The following is a 23,442-nucleotide window of genomic DNA, read 5'->3' as shown; positions in this document are numbered from 1 at the left end:
TTGATAATGTCAACTATACTTCTAAGGATCGTTTATGTCTGATAACACATCGTTAGAGTCTATCTTTCGCTTAGTACACTCTTTGAAACGTCAAATGAGTGAACAGATTGAGAGCTTGGATTCTGAGATCGCACCTATGAATATTCGTGTCATGAAGATCATTACTAAGAAATCTCCATGTACGGCTATCGATATCGCACACTTCCTAAACCGCGATAAAGCACAGGTCACGAGATTAGTTAATGCGTTGATCAATCAAGAACTTGTGAAGAAGTCTCCAAACCCTGAAGACAAACGTAGCCAGTTGTTGGTGCTGACTAATAAGGGTGAAGAGATCATGACTAAGGTTTCGAATATTGATCGAGAGATGCTACAGAGAATGACTAAAGGAATGAACGAAGACGAGCTAGAACAGTTCAGCCAAATAGCGAGCAAAATGGCTCAAAACTTAGAAAGCAACCCCAAGTAATAAGCTGTCCTTTCGAATAAGCCACTGCTTACAAAAAGCAAAAACGCCACCGAATCGTAAGATCGGTGGCGTTTGTGTATCAGCCAACTTTTACATCGATGCCCGTTATAAAGACTTCGATTTAAATCGTCGTTCTAGTTTGATGCCAATTTCCACCATGCTTGCACGGGCACTGGTTCTGAAATTACTAAACGTTCACCCATGACAGGGCTTACCATCTGTACGTCTCGCTCCTTGCTTATCGCTAAGGCTTGTTCCATTGGGTCTTGCCAGTCGTGCATAGAGAGGTCAAATGTGCTGTTGTGGATTGGCATCATCACCTTACCCTGAAGGTCGATGTGCGCTTGAACACTCTGCTCTGGGAACATATGAATATCAGCCCAAAGTGAGTTATACGCGCCCGTTTCAACCATGGTCAAATCAAACGGTCCGAAGCGCTCGCCAATCTCTTTAAAACCATTGAAGTAACCAGAGTCACCACTAAAGAAGACTTTTTTGTCTGAAGCTTTGATAACCCAGCTCCCCCATAAGGTTTGGTCACGGTCAAGCAAGCCACGACCAGAGAAGTGTTGTGTTGGCGTCAAAGTAAACTCGATATCTGACGCTGTTGCCGATTCCCACCAGTTCAATTCGATGATTTTCTCTTTATCCACGCCCCACTTTTCAAGTAGTGCACCAACTCTGAGTGGCACCAAGAATGTTCCCACTTTATCGGCTAATACTTTAACTGCACCTTTGTCTAAATGGTCGTAGTGATCATGGCTAATAACCACCACATCGATATTAGGGAGTTCTTGCAGTGAGATAGGGGTCGGGTGGAAGCGCTTTGGTCCCATCCATTGGACTGGTGATGCGCGATCACTGAACACAGGGTCAGTCATCACTAACTTACCATCCAGCTTCATCATCACGCTTGAGTGACCTAAACGGTACGCAACGTCTTCTTGCTCTTCAATCAGCTGTTCTGCTGTCATGGGAACGAGAGGCAATGCGGTTCGTGGCACTGGCTCATTTCTTTCTACAGTTACATACGCCTTCAAGATTGAAAAAATATCAGACATGCCCGACTTGTACTCTAACTCACTGTTAGCAAACTTCTTCGGAAGCTTATCTAGATTGTCATTTGATTGTGAACCTGTGCTTACGATAGCGACCACGGCAAGTACTCCTAAAATCGGTAATAGATATTTTTTCATTGGTATCTCTTCAACCGTTGGGAAATCCCAACTCAAAAACTACACTAGTTAGTTTACATACCAAAAAACAAAAGTAAACCAGTGAGTGTAACTTTTTACTCATCAAATTTAGAAGAGAAGCACTCCGTATACCGAACACAGACCAATGTGGACATCTTAAATCTGTACAAATATCGCACAGCACTCATTTCTAGACTTCATTTATTGACCAGGAAGTCAGGTTTTAATTAACATTGCATTTACAAATAGAATTGAATGTTTTTAGAAGGGAATCTAAATTGCAATTGACTATACGAACCAAAGCGATACTGGCGACGATCGTCGCTGCTCTTGCCATTATTAGCGTGATGGGAGTGTATTCATTTCAATCAAGCCGGGCTATTTTGATTGATAGAACCTTCGAGCGAGAATTACCAGCTTCACTCGGTGAGGTGAGTAATGAAATAAACCTCAAGTTAGAAACGCCTATTCTTGCATCAAAGATGATGACGCTTTCACCTTTAATGCAACAAACCAAACTTTCGGAACAAGAACTTCGAACCTATCTTCAATCTGTTAAAAATGAGTTCAACGCGATCAGCGCCTATTACGTTTCCAACGAAGCGAGCAGTTACTATACCCATAATGGCGTACTGAAAACGATCTCTAGTAATGAACAAAGTGACCAATGGTTCTACCGATTCATCGAGTCAAATCAGGCATTTGAGCTCTCTTTGGATATTGACGCAGCCACCGGAATCCCGGCACTGTTTGTTAACTATGTGGTCACTCGAAATGGTCAACGTATTGGCGTAACAGGTATCGGCTTAACGTTGGAAAGTATTACTCAACTGATCAGCAACTATAGCGTCGGAGAAAGCGGCATTGTTTTTCTTGTCGATCAAGAGGGGATTATCAAGGTCCACCCAGATAAAAATCTGATTGGACGTTCACTAGACTCTGTAGGAATTAAAGCTAATCAGTTGGTCGGCAGCAAACAAACCGTCGTTCATGAAGCCATCGTCGATGGTCAGCCGCTAATTCTGGGCTCCAAAGCGATGCCAGGTATAGGTTGGACTCTGATTACACAAATTCCCAAGCAGGACGTATTAGGTGAATTAAATGGCTTCAGCCAAACCATCATCTTTATGGCCCTACTCATTGCTGCCATATACACGCCAATCGCAGCATGGGCGACCAACAAGCTTTTGCTGCCGTTTGTGGAAGTAGCCGAGCGATTACAACAGATAGGGAAAGGCGGTGGTGACCTCACCTTTCGCTTAGATGATTCTCGACATGACGAAATTGGACAAATCGCGAAAGGCTACAATCAATTCGTGCAATATCTAAGTGACTTACTCAAAGATGTCTCAAACACAGGAATCCAAATCTCAGAATCTATCCAAGGTGTCGATCATATGGCGCAGTCGATGGAGCAAGACATCAAACAACAAACCAGCCAGATCGAACAAGTTGCAACAGCCATTCATGAGATGGGTGCCAGCTCAGACGAAATCGCACAAAACGCTAATGGTGCCGCCGACAGTGCACAACATGCAGCGAGTGCAATCAGCATTGGACAAAAGTCTGTTTCTGTCACTTCAGAAAGCATCGAACATATGAACAAGCAGCTCGATGACACAACGGACATTATCAATCAACTCGCTCAAGATGCGAACTCTATCGATACCGTGTTAGATGTCATCAACAGTGTCTCTGAACAAACCAACCTACTAGCCCTCAATGCAGCGATAGAAGCCGCTCGAGCTGGTGAACAAGGTAGAGGTTTTGCGGTGGTAGCTGACGAAGTAAGAACCCTCGCCTCACGAAGCCAAGCATCAACCGAAGAGATTCGAGGTATTATTGAAAAGCTTCAGCAGCGTACTCAACAAGCCGTGACAGCCATCGAAACCAGCACCACCCTTGGCAGTAAGTGTCAGGTCGAAGCCTCCAACTCAGAGCAACAACTCTCAAGTATTTCTCATAGTGTCGATCAGATGAATGCGATGAACATGCAGATCGCCTCAGCAACGGGCCAGCAATCTAACGTCATCAACGAGATCTCACCGCACATCTCTGGCATTTCTGAAATAGCCAGAGAGAGCGATAGCATGATTGAGAAAACGGCTCAGGAGTGCCAACACTTACGGGCTAAGGCTATGCATTTAACGAGTTTGGTTTCTCAATTTAAATGTTAGCTTCAATGGAACGCGAAATACGCTGACCACTCCCACTCAAGTTAGTCAGCCGACCATACATTCTTGAAATCTGGCCATCCCCAGTTGGTGATGGCTACGTTTTTCAGAATCCCTTGGAAACGCACGGTTTGTAAGTGATGGAACATCGGGACTAACCAGTAATCAGAAATCAGTGTCGATGCAATAGGTTCCAACTCAGCCAAGTAATCCGGCAATTCAACCGTTGCTTTGTGCTGATCTAAGCGCTGCTTGAGCCAATCACTGTTCATCTCTCCTAGCGCGGAATGCAATACAGGGTCATTCATCAACCACGAGAACAATGAAGATGGCGCATTGTCGTCGAGATTCAGGTTACACAGTACCAAGTCCTCTTTTAAATCACCCCGCTGAGAAAGCTGAGCTAATTCTCGAAAACTGTAGGTATTCACCTCAACTTCCACACCATGTCTTTTAAGAATATCTGACACCGAAATAGCGCATCGATAGAGGGCATAGTAGTTATAAACCGCAATGCTCAATTTCTTAGGCAACTCAGTCTCTCTAGAGGGCGTTCGATACAGCTTGTGCCAACTCGGCAATATGTTCTGAGCCAAAGAGACACTGAATAAGCCTTGGTTTTGCTCCAGCTGCGTCAAAATAGCCTGTGGGTTTGCAAGTGATGATAGGTACTTACGTTGTTCATCACTTAACGAGTTAGCCGCTGAGTTTTGGTTAAATAGAATAAACAAACAACCGTCTTCGATTCGACTGCGAAGCCCATCTGTTTCAGCAGACACTAACTCAGTGTCGCTCTTTCCTAATTGATGAAAACAGGCCGAATCTTCATACGGTGACACCTGCATTTGGCTGTCATCGAATCGAGCGCTACCAGTCATCGATTCCTCAAACTGCCAAATAGTCACCTCATCGGTTAAAGAGCGACAACCGTAAAAGTGTTCGAATGCCGAGAGCTTGATGCGCTCAGTGTTAGTTTCAACCACTCTAAAAGGACCTGTACCCATCACAGCGTGAGAGGTTGAATTTAACGGTGAAGGCTCACGGGTTACCTGTGCTGCCGGCTGAATCGAATATTTAACGCCAGCAAGTAAACCCGCAAAGCCAGTATCCGCTTGGGTTAATTTAAAACTGATCCTTAATGGCTGCTCACTGTAAATGGAAGAGACATGAGCCAACTCAGCTTGATAAAAAGGCAGAGTTTGTAAAGCAGTAAACAAAGCAACTAGCTGTTTGGCATCAACAGGCTGCCCATCATGAAACGTCAAACCGGGGCGCAGATAGAAAGTCCAAACCAATTGCTCGGTGTCATATTCCCAATGGTGAGCTAATTCAGGCTTCAGTTCGCCTTTGCCGTTACATGTCACTAAGCAGCTAAACACTTGTCTGATCAAAAATCGTTCACTACTGCGATGTATATGATGTGGAAACAGATCCTCAAACTTGCGTTTATAGGTTAATTGAACATGCAAAAGCCCTTCACGCATGGTTGCGCCGGAGGTTTCTTGTAGTAAAGAGCCAAACACAGCGCGGTCATTATCTAATATCGAGAGTGCTTTTTCGTACTTGCCCTGCTCTATCAACTTACTCGCGACATGCTGAGCCAATTCTGGATTGCTAAAACGCAGTGTTAAGTTAGAGCGTTGATTCCTGCCAACTTTTGGTTCCCACACGACCCATTCAGCTTGATGCATTTTGCCTAACAGGGTTCGAGCATGGCGCAAGCTTGTAAACAACTTATCTGCCACTTCCGTTAAGGTTACGGAGTGAGAAATGTTTGGCTCGAACGATTCTAGCCGCGTGTAGTAACGCATCATGTTTAGATCAGACAAATAATGAACCTTTTAAACGTAGCTCTTCCTAATTAAGCCCATTATAAAACACAATCATAAAAAAGTAGTGCGATATGACCAAAACAGGAACAACCAATAAAAATACCATCTGTTTTTTAGTTCCTCTTAATTAACCATAATGAACGGGTCAGCAACAAGCCATAGGTTGTCAATAAAGCCTAACTAGAGAGAGTAATGACCATGAGAAAATACTATCTTAACAAGCTAAAAAGCACCTGCAGTAAGCTCGAAAGAGAAGCACTACGAACACTTTTAGATCTATGTAACTGGCGTTATTAGTACACTTTTTAGCACCGAGTAAACGCGAGTTGAGCACAGCCTAATATGCTCCTACCCCCAATATGAGTTAGGTCTCAACTCGCTTTTCCTTCCAAAATCCCCTCTCAAGCCTGCTGTACCAATAGCTCACACAATCGATAAATTTCCGTTGTCGACTCGACAAATTTAATTCGTTTTCTTAGTTAAACAAAAAGCCTTAAGGTTCGCCCCGAAGCAAGCAAGGAGCCTCAGAAAAAACTGAAAGCTCAGCTAACAACTAAATAATTTTGCAGTTACCAATCAGGTATTAACTAAGGAAACGCCATGCGTATCGCAATTCTTTCTCGTAACGAAAATCTATACTCTACCGCTCGTCTAAAGCAGGCTGGAGAAGCACGTGGTCATCAGGTCGATGTTATCGACACGTTGCACTGTGATATAGATATCGCGAGTAACAATCCGAAGATTCGCTACATGGGTGAAGAGCTACCTCAATACGACGCGGTTATCCCACGTATTGGCGCTTCCATTACCTTTTACGGAACTGCGGTTGTTCGCCAATTCGAAATGATGGGCACTTTTTGTATCAATGAGTCAGTCGCTATCAGTCGTTCTCGTGACAAACTGCGCTCACTACAACTGTTGTCTCGTAAAGGTATTGGCTTACCAAAAACAGGTTTCGCTAGCCGCCCAGACAAGATTCAAGACTTGATCAAAAACGTAGGTGGCGCGCCACTAGTTATCAAGCTTCTTGAAGGCACTCAAGGTATCGGTGTGGTACTAGCAGAAACAAACAAAGCAGCAGAAAGCGTTATCGAAGCATTCATGGGCCTAAAAGCGAACATCTTGGTTCAAGAGTTCATTGAAGAAGCAAATGGCGCAGACATCCGTTGTTTTGTTGTTGGCAACAAAGTAATTGCTGCAATGAAGCGTCAAGCTGGTGAGGGTGAATTCCGCTCTAACCTGCACCGTGGCGGCACTGCTCAACTGGTTAAACTAACCAAAGAAGAGCGCGCGACAGCAATCAATGCAGCGAAAATCATGGGATTAAACCTATGTGGTGTAGATATTCTACAATCTAAGAATGGCCCAGTAGTAATGGAAGTAAACTCTTCTCCAGGCCTAGAAGGCATTGAGAAAGCAACGGGTAAAGATGTAGCAGACATGATTTTCGAATTCATCGAGAAGAATGCAAAACCAAACGCTAACCGTACTCGTGGCAAGGGCTGATTGAATACCGATAACTCATGATTGGAAAGAAAATGAACAATAAAATGATCATAGGGAATACCGAAGCACTTTGCTTACCAGAGTTAGGGATAACTGGACTACATACACGTGTGGATACAGGGGCAAAAACCTCTTCTCTACACGTAGACAATCTACTATGTGTTAAATCAAACGGTGAGAAATTCGTAGAGTTCGACCTTCACCCAGACGTTTATCACCTAGAAGAGACAGTGCGCTGCAAGGCGAAGCTGAAAACAAGTAAGAAAATTAAATCATCTAACGGCGAAGTTGAACACCGTTGCGTGATTGAAACCATGCTAAGAATCGGCGGTCAACAATGGCCTATCGATATCACGCTAAGCAACCGTCAAGACATGACTTACATGATGTTGCTTGGTCGCCAAGGCATGAGTGACAAAGTGATTGTTGATCCAGCGGGCGAATTCCTGCTGACTCACTAATCTAAGTCATCGTAACCGCTCCACAGGTTATAACTAAAACTCGTCACAACGATATAAGGCCAGTCCCATGACTGGCCTTATTGCTTTTATTTCCTAGGTAAACCTCGCCTACTTCTTAGATTTACCATGAGATTGAAAACCAAAACGCCAAATTGAGAGCAGCAGTTTCTTGGTTTTAATTTTTGTTACCCGCCAATGCGTCACAGGCCTTCTTGGTGCGGTCATCAACAAATGGTCAAACGCCTCCTGATTAAGATCCACTTGCCCTCCATGCGCCACCAACAGCGTGTCTATCTGCATGTCATAAATGCGTGACACAGAATCACGATACTTATTTGGGTGGAAGATGGGGAAAGGCGGAATGAGCTTCTTTTTGACCTCTACCATCAAGTCAGCCACATAGGCAACGCTGTGTGATGGAGAATAAACAGAGAGATCTCTGTCGGTGTGTCCCGGTGTTTCCAACACTAACCAATCATCAAAGCCTGGAATGCTATCACCATCCGATAGCTTGTAATCCGGCTTTAACTTCCTCGAATACCACAGGTTTGCCTTGGGTTTGCCTAAACGATTCGCCATCCATCGTGCCAATGCCAGATCGGTCAGATGCATCAAGATGCCGTCGATACCGTGATACCAATCTTTGTCTCGGTTTGCAGCGACCAAATGACAGTTCGTTAGCTTTCTGAGCTTGTGCGCAGCCCCTGCGTGATCGGGGTGCATGTGCGTAACGACCACAGTATGCAGATCAGAAAAATCTCGCATTAGCTCAGTTTCAATAAAAGCCTTCAAATGCGGAATATCGGCTCGACATGCGCCATCGAGCAACAGTAATTTGTCCGGATACTCCACCAAGTACATGTCTTGGATGTAACCTTTAATGGTATGCAGTTGCAAACCCACTCCTTGTGATAAACCAACTGGTCAGACCTATACCATAGCAAACTCACAGCCAATTGTGACTATTTTGTTAACACAAACATCTATAACCACTTTGAAAGCATGGTTTATGAAAGAGCCTTTTCTTAGATAACCCAAAAAACCTCAGAAAATTCAGACACTAAACAACAAATCATCAGCATGAATAAATTCACCCTAAAATATATTTCGATTTATATCGAAATAATTATTGACGGTCAAATTCTGCAGGCGTATATTTCGAATATTCCAGAAATATAGAGAAACAAATTATGACTATTACACAAGATATGGTTATGGATACCCTAGGCATGTTCGGCTTTTTAGCGGTTGAACTCACCCTACTATTCTTATTGATCAGCTACATCGTGGGTATACTGCAGGAGTATATTCCACCAGCAAAAATACAGAGTATTTTGAGTGGTAAAAATGGTAAGGGTTACGTCGTTGCAGGCTTGTTGGGTGCCATTACCCCATTCTGCTCATGCTCAACCATCCCATTTTTAAAAGGTCTACTGCGTGCAAAAGCGGGTTTCGGAACCATGATGGTATTCCTATTTGCTAGCCCACTGTTAAACCCAATTATCATCGGCCTGTTCGCTGTAACATTTGGTCTTAAAGTGACCGTGTTCTACTTTGTTATCGCAATGGGTGTGTCGGTAGTCGCAGGTTATACCCTAGAGAAACTGGGCTTTGAAAAATATGTAAAACCAGAAGCTTACATTGCTCCTGAAGCGAAAAGTTGTGCATCTTCATGCGGTGCAAAAGCAAAACCTATCAACAAATGGGTAAGAATTTGGAACAGCACATGGGCTGACTTCAAAAAAGTGGTTCCTTACCTAATCGGTGGTATTGCTCTTGGTTCAATGATTTACGGCTTCATGCCAACAGAATTTGTGGCAAGTGTAGCAAGTGAGAACAACCCATTTGCGATTCCAGTAGCAGCTGTGATTGGTATTCCACTGTACATTCGAGCTGAAGCAGTAATCCCTTTGAGCGCAGCGTTAGCAGCCAAAGGTATGGGGTTAGGTGCAGTAATGGCGTTAATCATTGGTAGTGCTGGTGCAAGTTTAACAGAAGTGATTTTGCTTAAATCTATCTTCAAAAACAAAATGATTGCAGCGTTCTTGTTTGTAATCTTGAGCATGGCAATTGGTGCTGGTTTCTTGTACCAATTCATCTTCTAAACCTAAAAAGCACACTCGATTGAGTGTGCTTTCGCTAATATCAAAGACCAAAGAAACAAATAGATAAACGAATCACGCTACAAATTAAAGAATCAAAGGTGCAACATGGTTGAGCAAATCATTATTATCGGTGCAGGCCAAGCAGGTCTATCTACAGCCTACTACCTTAAAAGAAATGGGCTCAATCCACTCATTCTTGATGCGAATCCAACACCCGGTGGCGCTTGGACAAAGGGGTGGGATAGCTTGATGTTATTCTCACCAAAAGAGTACAGCTCACTATCTGGTTTAATGATGCCGAAGACGGAGCTCGAATACCCAAGCCGCAACGAGATCATCAGTTATCTAAGCCGTTATGAAGAGCATTATGACTTTAGAATCGAACGTCCTGTTCAGGTGAAAAATGTAGAAAAGAAAGAGGGACTGTTTTACATCACTACCGATACTGGCGTTTATCAATCACATGCTTTGGTTTCAGCAACGGGTAACTTTTCTGGCGCTTCTATTCCCTACTTTGAAGGCATTGAACAGTTCAAAGGTAAGCAAATTCACTCCAGTGAATATCAAGATAACAAGCCATTTGAGAAAAAGAATGTCGCAGTAGTAGGAAGCGGTAACTCAGGCTCTCAGATCCTTGCGGAAGTATCAGAAGTCGCCAACACGCACTGGTTTACCAATCGCCCACTGCAATATCTTGATGACGATTTAGATGGCCGATACCTCTTCGACCTCTCCACCAAACGCTACTATGCGTCTTTGAAAGGCGAGACTCTTGAGAATACCGACGACTTTTCCAAGATTGTAATGACACAAAGCGTGAAAGAGGCCCGAGAACGAGGCGTGTTAGTCAAAGAAGAAGACATTGTTCGCTTTACCGAAGACAGCATCATCACTAAAAACAAAACCATCCAGATCGACGCGATCATTTGGTGCACCGGCTTTAAAACCAAACTTGATCACTTACAAGGGTTAGATTTAGACGCCGATCTTAGCAAGATAACTGACGGTACTCGCTCTAACCAACATCAAGGGCTGTGGTTTATGGGCTATGGTGAATGGTCGGGCTACGCTTCCGCGACCATTGTCGGTGTGCAAAAACACGCTCGAGAAGCCGCTAAACAAATCAGTGAAGCGCTCGCATCGACAGTAAATTAACTCGCCTTCAATCTCGTAATTTTCCACAATCAAGGCCTCAGCGCTGGCGCTACATGGTTTGCTCTGAGGCTTCCAACTAGATTTATCACCCTCTGGTTTAAGCATCTGCTGCACTTTTATCGTCACGACAAAATACGTGATTTGTTGACCTAAGTTATTAGGACTATATATGCGCCTCTAATTTATTGTCTGAGTGCTATACATGAACCAACTAATCGATGCTCTTTCTACCCAAGGTTACTTTGTTTGGGATGACTTCTTAACTCATGAAGAAGTGGTGGCATTGAGGGATTGCATTCCAGAGAACTGGAAAAAGGCTAGGATTGGCCGTAACGATGAAGTAACACGAGAATCAAGTATTCGTAGTGATAAGATTCAATGGGTACACCGTGACATGGGTGAGCCTGCATCTCAGTTCCTAGACAAAATGGAGCAGATTCGTTTAGCGGCAAACCAAGCGTTCTTTTTGGGCTTGTTCGAGTATGAAGCGCACTTTGCTAAATACGAAAAAGGCGACTTTTATCAAAAGCACTTAGACTGCTTTAAAGGCAACGAAAACCGCCGTCTGACTACTGTGTTCTACATGAATGACGAGTGGAGTGAAGATGACGCTGGTGAGCTTGTGGTTTACGACTTACAAGACAATCACATCGCCACCATTCCGCCAAAGTCAGGTCGTCTGTTTGTGTTCTTATCTGAGCAGTTCCCACACGAAGTTCTGCCAACCAACACAGAGCGATTCAGTATCGCAGGTTGGTTCCGTATCAACGGCGTGAAAGACAACAAACTCGATATCGCTCACTAAGGCAAAGGTCGAGTCAAAGCCTAATCTCATCCAAAGCCTCTCCACTCGAGAGGCTTTTCCTTTTAGTACTGCTAAGAAAGTACCAAGAGGAAAATATTACTTTTATGAGCCGAATCCTGTGTAGAGACTCTTGCCCAACAATTACTCTGGCGTATTCGGGAAAACTGATATTTAATAAATATTTACGATGCGCATTCAAGAAGGATTAATTATGTCGTCTATCATCGTAGGTCACCGTGGTGTAGCGGGTACTCACCCAGAAAACACTAAAGCAAGTATTGAACAAGCCGCTAAGCTTGGCTTGAAATGGATTGAAGTTGACATTCAACAGACTCAGGATGATGAGCTTGTGGTTTGTCACGACCACACTCTCGAACGCTGTAGCGATGGTAAGGGCCGTGTTGATGAACACACCTTGGCAGAACTACGTCAGCTCGATTTTGGTAGTTGGAAGTCAGAACAGTTCGAAGGAGAAAGAATACTCACACTTAGCGAGTTACTTGAACTTGTTGAAGAACATAACCTCAGCGTTAACCTAGAGATAAAAGTCGATAGCCGACACCAAGCGCCTCATGTCGTTGATCTTCTACACAGCGAGCTGATCCGCTCAAACATAGACACCGACAGAGTGCTGCTTTCAAGTTTCAGCCATGAGGTTGTCGCAGAAATAGCTCATCACTTACCAAGATACCGAGTTGGTGTAATCACAGAACAGCTCTCTCAAGACGATCTTCTGCTTATTGATCAGGTGAAAGCGTTCAGTTGTCATATGAATTACGAAAACGTTAATCAGGATGATCTTGATACGCTTGCTGAAGCAAAGGTTCAAACATGGTGCTACACCGTCAATGATCCGTCTAAGTTCAAATTTCTATCCACCGTCGATGCAATATTCACTGATTTCCCAGATAAATTTAGCGCAAAGAATTGACCGGGTAAATACCAAAATAGTAAACGTTTAAAGCGTTAAAATTTACCTCGATAAACCTCAAAATTAAGTAGCAAACACAAGTGAGTAGGAGTACATTCCGCTGCTCACTTGGTTTCATTAGCTCGCACTATTTAGGCAGCTTTATTGGTTACTTAATTTATGGATCTCATCTTTAGTCCAACTTTCCCAATTTTGGGTGCAATCTTCATTTTTGCCGCGATCGTTCGTGGCTTCTCAGGCTTCGGGTTCACCTTAGTCGCATTGCCTTTAAGTGCGTTGTTCGTACCGGTTATAGAGCTTGTCCCTGTGTTCATGCTTATCGACCTACTTGGTAACGTTCAATTACTGCCTAAGGTCAAAAAACATGTCAATTGGCGCTGGGTAGCCAAGGTATTTATCCCTTGCCTTGTGTTCACACCTGTTGGCCTGCTTTTACTCAAATCAGTTAGCCAAGACACCATTATCTTGATCATCAGCGCCTTTATCTTCGCGTCTGCACTTATGATCTACCGAGGCTTTCAATATAAAAGTGAACCGAGATTTGCTCCCTATATCCTAGGAAGTCTTGCTGGAATAATGAATGGTGCGGCCTCTATGTCTGGCCCACCTATTGGCACCCACGCATTGGCGAGCCCTGTGGCTCCGCATATCGCCAGAGCTGGATTGATTGCGTTCTTTGTATTGGCTGATTCGAGTGCCTTTGTTTCTGCATCCATTGCTGGGCTCGTCGACCGTGATGTGGTATGGCTTACACTGGCACTGTTACCGAGCAGTATGTTTGGTGGCTATGTGGGTTCAAAACTGTTCGAAAGGTTTGGTGGCGAGAAATTTAAGCCTGTCACTATCGGACTGCTTATCGTAATTGCGTTTTTCAGTGCAGGTCGAGTTCTGTTGTAACGAGCTGTCGAATTTCTGAAAGGAAAATGGGTACCAAAGCCTACCATTCGATGTGAATCGGGGTGCCCATTTTAACCAGTTGAATAAACTCATCCATATCTTGGTTAGTCAATGCGATACAGCCATCTGTCCAATCGAAACTTTGGATAAAACCTGGCGAACGACGCTCACCGTTTTTAATACCATGAATTTTGATGTTACCACCTGGGTCAACATCATTCTCTTCAGCCCACTGTCTATCAGAAGAGCGCGGATAGTTGATGTGCACCGAACGGTAAAACTCAGAGCGCTCCATGATATAGTCGAGCGTATACTCCCCTTCTGGCGTTCGGTTATCCCCTTCAAAGCGTTTATGCCCTTTCGGTTCCTTGCCCAAAGCGATACGAAACTCTTGTACCACCTCATCCCCTTTAAGTAAGTACATTCTGCGTTTCGATTTATCGACTTTCACTAAGGTCACGACTTGCAACAGAGGATCGATTTCAGAAAAAGAGTCTGGCGCCATGTAGGGTTCTAATAATGAAGCTTGGGCAGAAGCTTTAGGTGAGCGTTGCGATGAGCCTTGTGCCAGCTGAGCAATTTGAGTGGGTTGGCCATCACCCAGTGCCTCATCCACATCAATCACATGCTTTGATTTTGAAGTGCTAGCAGAGTCAGGAGAGGAAGTAGAGATGCGTTGTGAATGAGCTGGTGCTGACTCAAAGACAATGGTTTCAATAGCGGTAGCGTCAGACACTATTTTCTCAACAACGACCTTCTCGGCGTGTGCGAGCGGGCTCATCAACAATAAGCACAGTGATAACGGTAAAAACGGACGCACCCTTATATCTCCTCAAAACGCATCGACATGATTCGAGACTGAGTCTCCATTCCTAGCGACTCATAAAAGCTCTGAGCTTGTTGATTAAACTCCATCACCTCTAATCTTAACTCTATCGCTCCCTGAGCTTGCGCCCACTGATTGAATGACTTCATCAGTGCTCGACCCACGCCTTTACTCTGAATTTGGTCATTCACCACAATAGTGTTCACTCTTGCTACCTTGTGTGACTGGATAAAGCTCACCCCTTTATTCTGCGTCACCTTCCCCGCAAGAAAGCCAATCACTTCATCCTGTTCAACAGCAACAAAGAAGGCCCCAGCCGGGTCAATCATTAAGCCCAGCCAGTACTCCTCACTGTCTGCATTGCTCTGTGATGGCGACGCAAAAACCATAGGCGCACCAAGATGATGTTGACGATTGATCTGATCAGAGAGCGCTAAAATCGCGTTAATGTCAGTTACCTTCGCAGTCCGAATTTGCATATCATCACCTAGTTTGAATTCAATAACACCTTAGCAAAAATGCCTTAGATGTGCACCGTCCCACTGGGCTACTCAGCCCTTCGACAGAAGATTACCTTTAATATTAGGCACTAAGTTTAAGGAAATTGTTCCGCAAATCTCGAACACAACACCTACCTTTGAGTGCTACTATCTTCGCAGACCCTAAGTATCGGATACCACTATGATTAAGTTCGCTGTAATTGGAACCAATTGGATTACACAAAAATTCGTTCAAGCTGCACATGAATCGCAATCAATGCAGTTGACTGCAGTTTATTCACGTAACCTAGACAGCGCGGCACAGTTCGCACAAGAATTCGCTGTTGAAACCACATATGACTCACTCGACGCGTTAGCCAACGACAGTACGGTTGAAGCGGTGTACATCGCCTCCCCTAATTCGCTGCACTGTGAGCAGTCGATTCTGATGATGGAACATGGTAAGCACGTCATCTGTGAGAAGCCTGTTGCATCGAATATCGTTGAAGCAACACGCATGTTTGAAGTTGCAGAGAAAAACGGTGTGGTACTGTTTGAAGCGTACAAATCTCAATTCCTGCCTAACTTTAAACAAGTCCAACTTGGGCTAGAGAAAATCGGCAAGGTACATAAAGCGCACATCAACTACTGCCAATATTCATCGCGTTATCAGAAGTACTTAAATGGTGAAAACCCAAACACTTTCAACCCGGCTTTCTCAAATGGCTCATTGGTCGACATCGGCTTTTATTGCGTTGCAGCAACGGTAGCGCTATTTGGTGAACCTGAAAACGCGCAGGCCTCTGCAAAGTTACTGGAGTCTGGCGTTGATGCGCATGGCTGTGCCATCTTCCAATACCCCGAGTTTGACGTGACCCTTGCACACTCTAAGGTCAGTGACTCTTACGCATCGAGTGAGATCCAAGGGGAGCAAGGTGCGATCATCATTGATCACATCGCAGAATGCACCGACGTTAAGATCCGCTACCGTGATGGCAGCATTGAAAATCTCACTCAAGTGCAAAGCGAAAACTCAATGAGTTACGAAGCGCAAGCCTTTGCTGATTGCATTGGTGGCGATCACACCACACAAACCGATGCAAAACAGCGCGCATTAACCGTTGCCAAGCTAATTACTAAGATGCGTCAACAGGTTGGTGTCGTTTATCCTGCAGATAAATAATACAGCTCATTAAGCTAACACACTGATTTTAATCACATATCAGTTTATACATAACTAAATTTAATCCTTACGACAAATAACCGGATTAGTTGATCAGAGGGCTATCTGATTAAATCCGCGTTCGATATCTATCGTATTTATTTAATTTATTGAAGGTGTGTAAAGTGTTTTCAGTTGATGATCGCGTTGTAGCAACAAAAGGTGTTGAACTTGGTGAAATGGTAGTAACTGGTCTAAGTGCTGGTGGTTACTACGTTCACGTTACAACAGTAGAAGGCGCAATGCCGCTTACTTACCCAATGCAAGATCTTAAAAAAGCATAGTCTAACCGCTCTGCTCTTTTAGTAGTCACTCTGCTAAAGGTAACAAAATTGAGGCCTTGGCTGCTTTACTCTTCTGCATTAGAGTGAACAGCCAGGGCCTTTTTTGTATCTGCTACTCCCCGCCAAGCTCTCCACAGGTTTAGTCATTGCAGCAAAGTCAAATCCGGCAGACAATAGAATGAATCAAAGCGTAACGACACCAAGCACTTATTGCCTGTGAATACGCACTCTTTATTGATGTTTAGTGTTTACAGAAGTTTCTGGTACATTAGCATCATCTTATGCTTACAATGACCATGAACTGAGGGAAGCTATGAAGCTTTATATTTACGACCACTGCCCTTTCTGTGCACGAGTCGCCTACATTGCTCAATCTCTAGGCTTAAACATCGAACTTGTTTCTGTGGATTATGATGATGCCCAAACCCTTATCGATTTAATCGGTAAAAAGATGGTACCTGTATTACAAAAAGACGATGGTTCTATCATGGCGGAAAGCCTAGATATCATTGCGTACTTCATGGACCTAAAATCAAGCGACGAGCAGCGTGAGCCATCAGAGCAAGTAACCCTGTTCCAAACTCGCGCATTCCCGCTAAGCCAGCGCATTGGTCTACCACGTTGGTGGAAATTGGACCTTGCCGAGTATCAATCACCAGCAAGCAAAGAAGCATGGCGCGCAGCCAAAGAAACCGAAGAACTCAACTTCGACAAGCTGATTGAGCAAACACCACAGTTTGTTGAACAGATTAACCCGCTTCTGAAAGATGCAGAGCTACTACTGAACTTAGAAAACGGTGAGTCTTCGCTGCCTCTTATCGACCAAGCCGTTTACTTCTCTATGCTACGTGGCTTCTGCGTTGAGCCAAGCATTACATGGCCACCAGCGCTAGAGCGTTGGTTAGAGAAGCAAAGCGAAACGCTAAAGCTGTCTCTGCTTCGCTAGCGCGCTTTTCCTTAAAGAAGCTAAAGGCTGTGTTCAGCTTTTAGCTTCTATACCGTTCTATTTCCTATCTTAATCAATTCCAACAATACCATTCACACTTCATTCATACTGACACTCGTACGATATAGATATTCCTGTATTGCTAGAGTCCTGTATGAATACTTTTAAAACCACACTGCTAACCTTATTTGTATCACTGTCTGTCTGGTTTATATTGCCTGTCAATCTCGGGTTGGCTCGAAAAGTCCCAGCATTTTTTGCCGCCATCTCCATGCTCAGTATGGCTGCGGCAATGCTCATTAGCTGCCGTACTAAATGGCTAGATCGTCTAATTGGTGGGATAGATAAGGCTTATGTTTGGCACAAATGGTTAGGTATTTCAGGTGTGCTTGGTGCTAGCTTCCACTGGTTATTGGTTCCTGGCCCTGCTGGTAATGGTATTGATCCAACCTTTGCTGATTTTGGAGAGGAAGTTGGGCAATGGGCTATGTATGGCCTGATCTTATTAGGCGGTATTAGCATGATCCGCCAGATCCCTTACCGAATTTGGTATTACACACATATGCTAATGGGGCCAATTTTCATCATCTCGGTTTATCATACATTCTTTTCAGATGTGCCATTTAGCCTGACCAGCGTAACGGGTATCACTCTGCTGTTCGTTTCCACTATCGGGATTGTAAGTTGGGTTTACAAAGCCATCTTTAAGAAACGAAGTTTCTGCTCCTACGCAGTCAGCGATATTAAAGCGATAGACAACGCTGTAGAGGTTACCCTTGAAGCTGAGTCCAAAAGCATTGATTACCAAGTAGGACAGTTTGCTTATCTGGATTTCAACTTAGATAAAGTATCTCACTTCCACCCTTTTACGATTACGTCTCACCCGTGTGAGCAGCAGCTGAGCTTTATTATTCGAAATTTAGGCAAGCATACTCAAGCCCTACAAACACAACTGGTCATAGGCCAGAAGGTCACGGTTGATGGTGGTTATGGGCAACTCATACGCAAAAAGAAGCCAAGTCAGCCACAAGTATGGTTGGCTGGAGGAATAGGCATCACACCTTTTATTTCTTGGATAAAGGCAACGGCCAGCCCTGAGCAAGAGGTTCACTTATTTTTTGTTGGCCGCGGAAAGTTTTATCGCCTTATGGTTCAAAAGGTAACTGAACTAATTGGTAGTAAGAACATTCAATTGCACGTACAAGACAATGAACAGGATCGCCTATCTGCTGATGGTATTAGCGAGAAGCTATCTTTGCCACTATCTATGTACCAAGTGTTCGGGTGTGGGCCGACTCCAATGCTCAACTCATTGAAAGAACAATTGGTCAGTAAAGGATTAAAGCCTAGTCATTGGCACAATGAAAACTTTGTTATGAGGTAATACTCGCCAAGCAACAAGGCTCGTTGTTGGTAATAAGCTATAAAACCAACAACGAGCACTTCTCAGCGTTTAGAATCAAAGTAACCTGCGTCTCAAGCCTGTTCGTTCTAGGATGCGTGTAGAAATTTCTTCTACTGATAACGATGAGGTATTGATGTACGGCACTGCCTCTCTACGGAACATCGCCTCTACGGTTTGCAGCTCATACAAACACTGTGAGTCACTCGCGTACTCACTGCCCGCTAAACGGTTCTCGCGGATTTCAGTCAGCCTTTCTGCATCAATGGTTAAACCAAACAACTTATGTCGGTATATCTCAAACTCAGGCAACAGCTTTAATCGCGCTAAATCATCATGGATAAATGGATAGTTTGCTACGCGTAGACCAAACTGCATCGCCATGTACAAACTGGTTGGGGTTTTACCACTTCGAGACACCCCCAGTAAGATGATGTCGGCTTCCTCTAAACCTTTAAGCGTAATGCCATCATCGTGCGCAAGCGTGTACTCTATTGCGGCAATACGGTCGAAATACTTCACCGAGTCCTTGTTTACACTGCGTGAGCGTTGCAGCTTAGGTGTCGGTGCCATATGGATGTCATCTTGTACCTTCTGAACAATACTTTCCAACACGTCATAGCAATGAGCTGGCGCTTCAAGCAACTTCGCTTTGATTTCAGGAATCACAATCGAAAAGAACACTAAAGGTTGCTGACCACTCTCACGATACGAAGTGTCGATCTCTTTCAATAAATCAGAAAGTTTGTCCTCACTTTCAACAAACGGAAAAGTTTTCTCATTAGCTTTGAAGGGAAATTGACCTAGAACAACATGCCCTAAAGTCTCACATGTTATGGCCGTTCCATCAGAAACATAGAATACATCACGACTTTGAATATCAATTTGCATTTTTTATTTAATGTTTAAAATTATTTTGAGTAGGATGGTAACCATAATATATATAACAAAACCCTGCTGACTATTACGTCCCCCACAGCTTTTAAAAATAATTTACATTTTTTTAAACTGACACGTAATCGTTTGCCTTTAAATCCCTACAATGCTTGCTATGTTTCTGGAGAAATAAATGCAAAATAATACCCTATGGTTCAATGGCCTATCCATGGAAGATGTCGACAAAGTCGGCGGTAAGAACGCCTCACTGGGCGAGATGGTTTCTAACCTATCCAATGCTGGTGTTTCTGTACCAAATGGTTTTGCTACCACCTCTCATGCGTTTAACGACTTTCTTGACTACAAAGGTCTTGATGAGCGCATTCACCAATTACTTGACGAACTTGATGTTGAAGACGTTGAAGCTCTGCGTAAGACAGGTGCAACGATTCGACAATGGGTTCTAGATGCCCCTTTCCCAGAATCACTAGAGCAAGACATCCGTGATAACTACCGTGAGCTAATCGAAGACAACGAAGAATTGTCTGTAGCTGTACGTTCATCTGCAACTGCAGAAGACCTTCCAGATGCTTCTTTCGCAGGCCAGCAAGAAACCTTCCTTAACGTGAAAGGTATCGATGCGGTACTTGAGGCGACTAAGCACGTTTATGCGTCACTGTTTAACGACCGCGCAATCTCTTACCGTGTACACCAAGGCTTTGACCACCGCGGCATTTCATTGTCTGCGGGTATCCAACGCATGGTTCGTTCAGATAAAGCGTCTTCAGGTGTAATGTTCACTCTTGATACAGAGTCAGGCTTTGACCAAGTCGTATTCATCACCTCTTCTTGGGGCCTAGGTGAAATGGTGGTTCAAGGTGCTGTGAACCCAGATGAGTTCTACGTGCACAAGCCAATGTTAGAAGCAGGCCACCAGCCTATCGTGAAAAAGACATTTGGTTCTAAATTGATCAAGATGATCTACTCAACCAACCAAGAGATCGGTAAGCAAGTCGACATCATTGATACAGATGAGCAAGAGCGTAACCAGTTCTCACTGAACGACGAAGAGATCAAAGAGCTAGCAAAACAAGCGATGATCATTGAGAAGCACTACCAACGTCCGATGGACATTGAGTGGGCGAAAGATGGCATCGATGGCAAGCTTTACATCGTTCAAGCTCGCCCAGAGACGGTATGTTCTCAAAGCGACCAAAACGTTATCGAGCGTTACGAGCTAAATAACAAGGCAGATGTACTCGTTGAAGGCCGTGCTATCGGTCAACGCATCGGCTCTGGTCCAGTTCGTTTAGTTGACTCTCTAGACCAAATGTCACTGGTTCAAGAAGGCGATGTGCTGGTAACAGACATGACAGACCCAGATTGGGAACCTGTTATGAAAAAAGCCTCTGCGATTGTTACCAACCGTGGCGGCCGTACTTGTCACGCTGCAATCATCGCTCGTGAGCTAGGTATTCCAGCAATCGTTGGTTGTGGCAGTGCAACAAGCAACCTTGAAGACGGCGCGACCGTGACAGTGTCGTGTTCTGAAGGTGAAACCGGTTATGTCTACCAAGGTGAACTAGAGTTCGAAATCAAACGTTCTGAGGTTGATGAGCTACCATTGCTACCAACTAAAGTGATGATGAACGTGGGTAACCCGGATCGTGCTTTCGATTTCGCGCAGATTCCAAACGAAGGTGTTGGTCTAGCTCGTCTCGAGTTCATCATCAATAAGATGATTGGTATTCACCCTAAAGCACTGCTTAACTTTGACGCTCAGTCTGATGAGCTTAAAGCTGAAATTACACAGCGTATTCGTGGTTACAAAGATCCTATCGATTTCTACGTAGGCAAACTAACAGAGGGCATCGCGACCATCGCTTCTGCATTCTGGCCTAAGCGTGTGATCGTACGTATGTCTGACTTCAAGTCGAACGAATACAGCAACCTAGTTGGCGGTAAAGAGTTCGAACCACATGAAGAGAACCCAATGCTGGGCTTCCGTGGTGCATCTCGTTACATCTCGCCAGTATTCGAAGACTGTTTCGAGCTAGAGACTCAAGCGATCAAACGTGTTCGCAACGAAATGGGTCTTAAGAACGTTGAAATCATGATCCCGTTCGTTCGTACGCCAAGTGAAGCAGCTTCGGTTATCGACATTCTGGCTAAATTCGACCTTCGCCGTGGCGACCAAGGTCTGAAAGTCATCATGATGTGTGAGCTACCGTCGAATGCGATTTTGGCTGAAGAGTTCTTGAAGTACTTCGATGGATTCTCTATCGGCTCAAACGATATGACTCAGCTAACGCTTGGTCTAGACCGTGACTCTGGTGATGTTGCTCACCTATTCGATGAGCGTAACCCAGCTGTGAAAGCGATGCTGAAAATGGCAATCGATGCAGCAACTAAAGCCGGTAAGTACGTAGGTATTTGTGGTCAAGGCCCATCTGACCATGATGATCTAGCAGAATGGTTAATGGAACAAGGCATCAGCTCTGTATCCCTAAACCCAGATACGGTTATCGATACGTGGTTGAAGCTAGGCAACGTTGCTAGCAAGTAATCGTCACTAATCGAAATACGAATAAAGCCAGTCATTACGACTGGCTTTTTTTAACTATTCTAATAAGGCTCTGGCATTGTCACCCTGCTCGTAGATATACAGGCTGACACGAGACAATATAGTTATCTCTTCCATGCTCACTTGGAGTGAGTTTTGCCCTCTTCCAAGATTCGCTCTCAAGCGATCGACAAGTTCCTGCACGGCGATCAAATCATCTCTCGCTTTCGGTACTCGCGTCTTCATGAAATTAAACCATTTTTCACTCATATTACGGTTTATTTTGGCGAGCACTTCGCTATTAGTAATAGTAAATGCCTTATCTAGATTACCGCCATCACGAAGAATATCGTAAATGATATGACCATTTTTCTTCGCTACCATCATGTTCCGAGTATTAAGCTGTAGTTCACCAATATGTCCATTCGCCATCTTTAAAAAGAACTTAATGTCCTTGTAGCCGGCATCGGTTGCACCGCAGTTAAACTTAGCGTTGTCACCTTGGCTTGTGCCGTAGCGATCTTTCATTGCAGATTGGTGGTGCTTCAGTTCCACAAATTCTTTGGTAAGAATGATCATTGCCTTGGCAACGATCATATCGTCCATATTTTCAAAAACGATCGTCATTCGTGCCGCATCTTTAAGATCACCGATGTCGTAATGACGTTTACGGTTAGTGATCTTGTCTAACGCACCGTGGAAGTCTTTTACACCTAAGTAAGCTCCGGGAGGTTGCTTGAGGGTGCCATTACATACTGAAGCTACTTTCACTGAGAACTCTCTAAGGGCCTCTTGCGCTTCAACGGTTTCCATAAACATCATGAAGAGTTGTTTCTTCTTGAGCGTTGCGTTGGCAACTTGATTTCGAGAACCAAAATCAAGGTTACCATTTGCTAGCTTCTGGCTTGATGTTTCATCCAGATAGTCATGGATCTTCTCTTTCTGCGTCATGATGTCGAGAATCACCTGATCTTGCTTTTTATTCGCTTCATTCAGGTAATCGAAGTTTTCCACTTTCTGCTTCAGTGCTTGTAGCTTCTGTTGGTAGTCTTTAACGTTAACCAATCGAAAGCCCTGAGACATAATGCCTTGCTGGTTTATCTTGGCGAGCACCTTAGCCTTATTCTTCCTAACTTGCTCTTGGCTAATCTGAATTTCTTCTGTGGTCGGCATATCTTAGTTCCCTCTCCAATATGCAGTTCATTCTGTACTGTCGGATACACTATCCGTTTTCCTATAACGATATTAGTTTATGGATTTGATAATTACATTAGCCATCAAGGATAACCCTATAAAATAAATAAGGTTTGAGA

21 protein-coding genes are annotated in these 23,442 nt (G+C 44.1%); 14 read left to right on the top strand and 7 right to left on the bottom strand.

Annotation, left to right across the window (positions count from 1 at the left end; genetic code table 11):
- Positions 1-34: 34 nt before the first annotated feature.
- Positions 35-469, top strand: coding sequence for a MarR family winged helix-turn-helix transcriptional regulator (locus tag L0991_21275; protein XGB64550.1), 435 nt, complete (start codon positions 35-37; stop codon positions 467-469).
- Positions 470-603: 134 nt separating this feature from the next.
- Here L0991_21275 and L0991_21270 read toward each other — a convergent pair whose 3' ends face one another.
- Positions 604-1,665 (bottom strand): MBL fold metallo-hydrolase, encoded by a 1,062-nt coding sequence (locus L0991_21270; protein ID XGB64549.1) that lies wholly within the window; start codon positions 1,663-1,665, stop codon positions 604-606.
- Between the two features lie 278 nt (positions 1,666-1,943).
- On the opposite strand from L0991_21270, the gene L0991_21265 reads away from it, so the two are divergent.
- On the top strand, positions 1,944-3,842 hold the full coding sequence (locus L0991_21265; protein XGB64548.1) for a methyl-accepting chemotaxis protein: 1,899 nt from the start codon (positions 1,944-1,946) through the stop codon (positions 3,840-3,842).
- A 41-nt stretch (positions 3,843-3,883) separates the two neighbouring features.
- Here the strand turns inward: L0991_21265 and L0991_21260 are convergent, their stop codons facing one another.
- Positions 3,884-5,668: an SgrR family transcriptional regulator gene (locus L0991_21260; GenBank protein XGB64547.1), complete on the bottom strand. Its 1,785-nt coding sequence runs from the start codon at positions 5,666-5,668 to the stop codon at positions 3,884-3,886.
- 603 nt (positions 5,669-6,271) lie between these two features.
- Here L0991_21260 and rimK point away from each other — a divergent pair.
- Together rimK and L0991_21250 are read left to right on the top strand one after the other, a co-directional pair.
- Entirely contained in the window at positions 6,272-7,177 is a 906-nt protein-coding gene (rimK, locus tag L0991_21255) for a 30S ribosomal protein S6--L-glutamate ligase (protein ID XGB64546.1), read from the top strand.
- Between the two features lie 32 nt (positions 7,178-7,209).
- The gene (locus tag L0991_21250) at positions 7,210-7,638 is read left to right on the top strand and encodes a RimK/LysX family protein (GenBank protein ID XGB64545.1); all 429 of its coding nucleotides are present in this window, start codon (positions 7,210-7,212) and stop codon (positions 7,636-7,638) included.
- Positions 7,639-7,746: 108 nt separating this feature from the next.
- Here the strand turns inward: L0991_21250 and L0991_21245 are convergent, their stop codons facing one another.
- Positions 7,747-8,535 carry an MBL fold metallo-hydrolase gene (locus tag L0991_21245; protein ID XGB64544.1) on the bottom strand — a complete coding sequence of 263 codons (789 nt, stop codon included), beginning with the start codon at positions 8,533-8,535 and terminating at the stop codon, positions 7,747-7,749.
- Positions 8,536-8,846: 311 nt separating this feature from the next.
- On the opposite strand from L0991_21245, the gene L0991_21240 reads away from it, so the two are divergent.
- The 5 genes from L0991_21240 (at position 8,847) to L0991_21220 (ending at position 13,531) form a co-directional block, all read left to right on the top strand.
- Complete coding sequence (locus L0991_21240; protein XGB65430.1) at positions 8,847-9,743, top strand: permease; 897 nt, start codon at positions 8,847-8,849, stop codon at positions 9,741-9,743.
- A gap of 105 nt (positions 9,744-9,848) precedes the next feature.
- Positions 9,849-10,898, top strand: coding sequence for an ArsO family NAD(P)H-dependent flavin-containing monooxygenase (locus tag L0991_21235; GenBank protein ID XGB64543.1), 1,050 nt, complete (start codon positions 9,849-9,851; stop codon positions 10,896-10,898).
- Positions 10,899-11,100: 202 nt separating this feature from the next.
- Positions 11,101-11,703 carry a 2OG-Fe(II) oxygenase gene (locus L0991_21230; protein ID XGB64542.1) on the top strand — a complete coding sequence of 201 codons (603 nt, stop codon included), beginning with the start codon at positions 11,101-11,103 and terminating at the stop codon, positions 11,701-11,703.
- 211 nt (positions 11,704-11,914) lie between these two features.
- Positions 11,915-12,634 (top strand): glycerophosphoryl diester phosphodiesterase, encoded by a 720-nt coding sequence (locus L0991_21225; GenBank protein XGB64541.1) that lies wholly within the window; start codon positions 11,915-11,917, stop codon positions 12,632-12,634.
- A 159-nt stretch (positions 12,635-12,793) separates the two neighbouring features.
- Positions 12,794-13,531, top strand: coding sequence for a sulfite exporter TauE/SafE family protein (locus tag L0991_21220; GenBank protein XGB64540.1), 738 nt, complete (start codon positions 12,794-12,796; stop codon positions 13,529-13,531).
- A 40-nt stretch (positions 13,532-13,571) separates the two neighbouring features.
- Here the strand turns inward: L0991_21220 and L0991_21215 are convergent, their stop codons facing one another.
- Positions 13,572-14,351, bottom strand: coding sequence for a L,D-transpeptidase family protein (locus L0991_21215; protein ID XGB64539.1), 780 nt, complete (start codon positions 14,349-14,351; stop codon positions 13,572-13,574).
- Between the two features lie 2 nt (positions 14,352-14,353).
- Positions 14,354-14,836 (bottom strand): GNAT family N-acetyltransferase, encoded by a 483-nt coding sequence (locus tag L0991_21210; protein XGB64538.1) that lies wholly within the window; start codon positions 14,834-14,836, stop codon positions 14,354-14,356.
- Positions 14,837-15,038: 202 nt separating this feature from the next.
- On the opposite strand from L0991_21210, the gene L0991_21205 reads away from it, so the two are divergent.
- From L0991_21205 to L0991_21190, 4 genes are all read left to right on the top strand, one after another.
- Positions 15,039-16,019: a Gfo/Idh/MocA family oxidoreductase gene (locus L0991_21205; GenBank protein XGB64537.1), complete on the top strand. Its 981-nt coding sequence runs from the start codon at positions 15,039-15,041 to the stop codon at positions 16,017-16,019.
- 164 nt (positions 16,020-16,183) lie between these two features.
- Positions 16,184-16,342 carry a hypothetical protein gene (locus L0991_21200; protein ID XGB64536.1) on the top strand — a complete coding sequence of 53 codons (159 nt, stop codon included), beginning with the start codon at positions 16,184-16,186 and terminating at the stop codon, positions 16,340-16,342.
- A gap of 313 nt (positions 16,343-16,655) precedes the next feature.
- Entirely contained in the window at positions 16,656-17,288 is a 633-nt protein-coding gene (gene grxB, locus L0991_21195) for a glutaredoxin 2 (GenBank protein XGB64535.1), read from the top strand.
- A 154-nt stretch (positions 17,289-17,442) separates the two neighbouring features.
- On the top strand, positions 17,443-18,672 hold the full coding sequence (locus tag L0991_21190; GenBank protein ID XGB64534.1) for a ferric reductase-like transmembrane domain-containing protein: 1,230 nt from the start codon (positions 17,443-17,445) through the stop codon (positions 18,670-18,672).
- A gap of 75 nt (positions 18,673-18,747) precedes the next feature.
- Here the strand turns inward: L0991_21190 and L0991_21185 are convergent, their stop codons facing one another.
- Positions 18,748-19,581 carry a kinase/pyrophosphorylase gene (locus L0991_21185; GenBank protein XGB64533.1) on the bottom strand — a complete coding sequence of 278 codons (834 nt, stop codon included), beginning with the start codon at positions 19,579-19,581 and terminating at the stop codon, positions 18,748-18,750.
- Between the two features lie 178 nt (positions 19,582-19,759).
- Here L0991_21185 and ppsA point away from each other — a divergent pair, with 178 nt between their 5' ends.
- On the top strand, positions 19,760-22,132 hold the full coding sequence (ppsA, locus tag L0991_21180) for a phosphoenolpyruvate synthase (protein XGB64532.1): 2,373 nt from the start codon (positions 19,760-19,762) through the stop codon (positions 22,130-22,132).
- A gap of 54 nt (positions 22,133-22,186) precedes the next feature.
- On the opposite strand, the gene L0991_21175 is transcribed toward ppsA, so the two are convergent.
- Positions 22,187-23,302: a hypothetical protein gene (locus L0991_21175; protein ID XGB64531.1), complete on the bottom strand. Its 1,116-nt coding sequence runs from the start codon at positions 23,300-23,302 to the stop codon at positions 22,187-22,189.
- Positions 23,303-23,442: the final 140 nt, after the last annotated feature.

Origin of the sequence: Vibrio chagasii, assembly GCA_041879415.1 — a bacterium.
Classification (GTDB): domain Bacteria; phylum Pseudomonadota; class Gammaproteobacteria; order Enterobacterales; family Vibrionaceae; genus Vibrio.
Note: the sequence above shows the minus strand (reverse complement) of the source record. Positions and strands in the feature narration are given on the sequence as shown.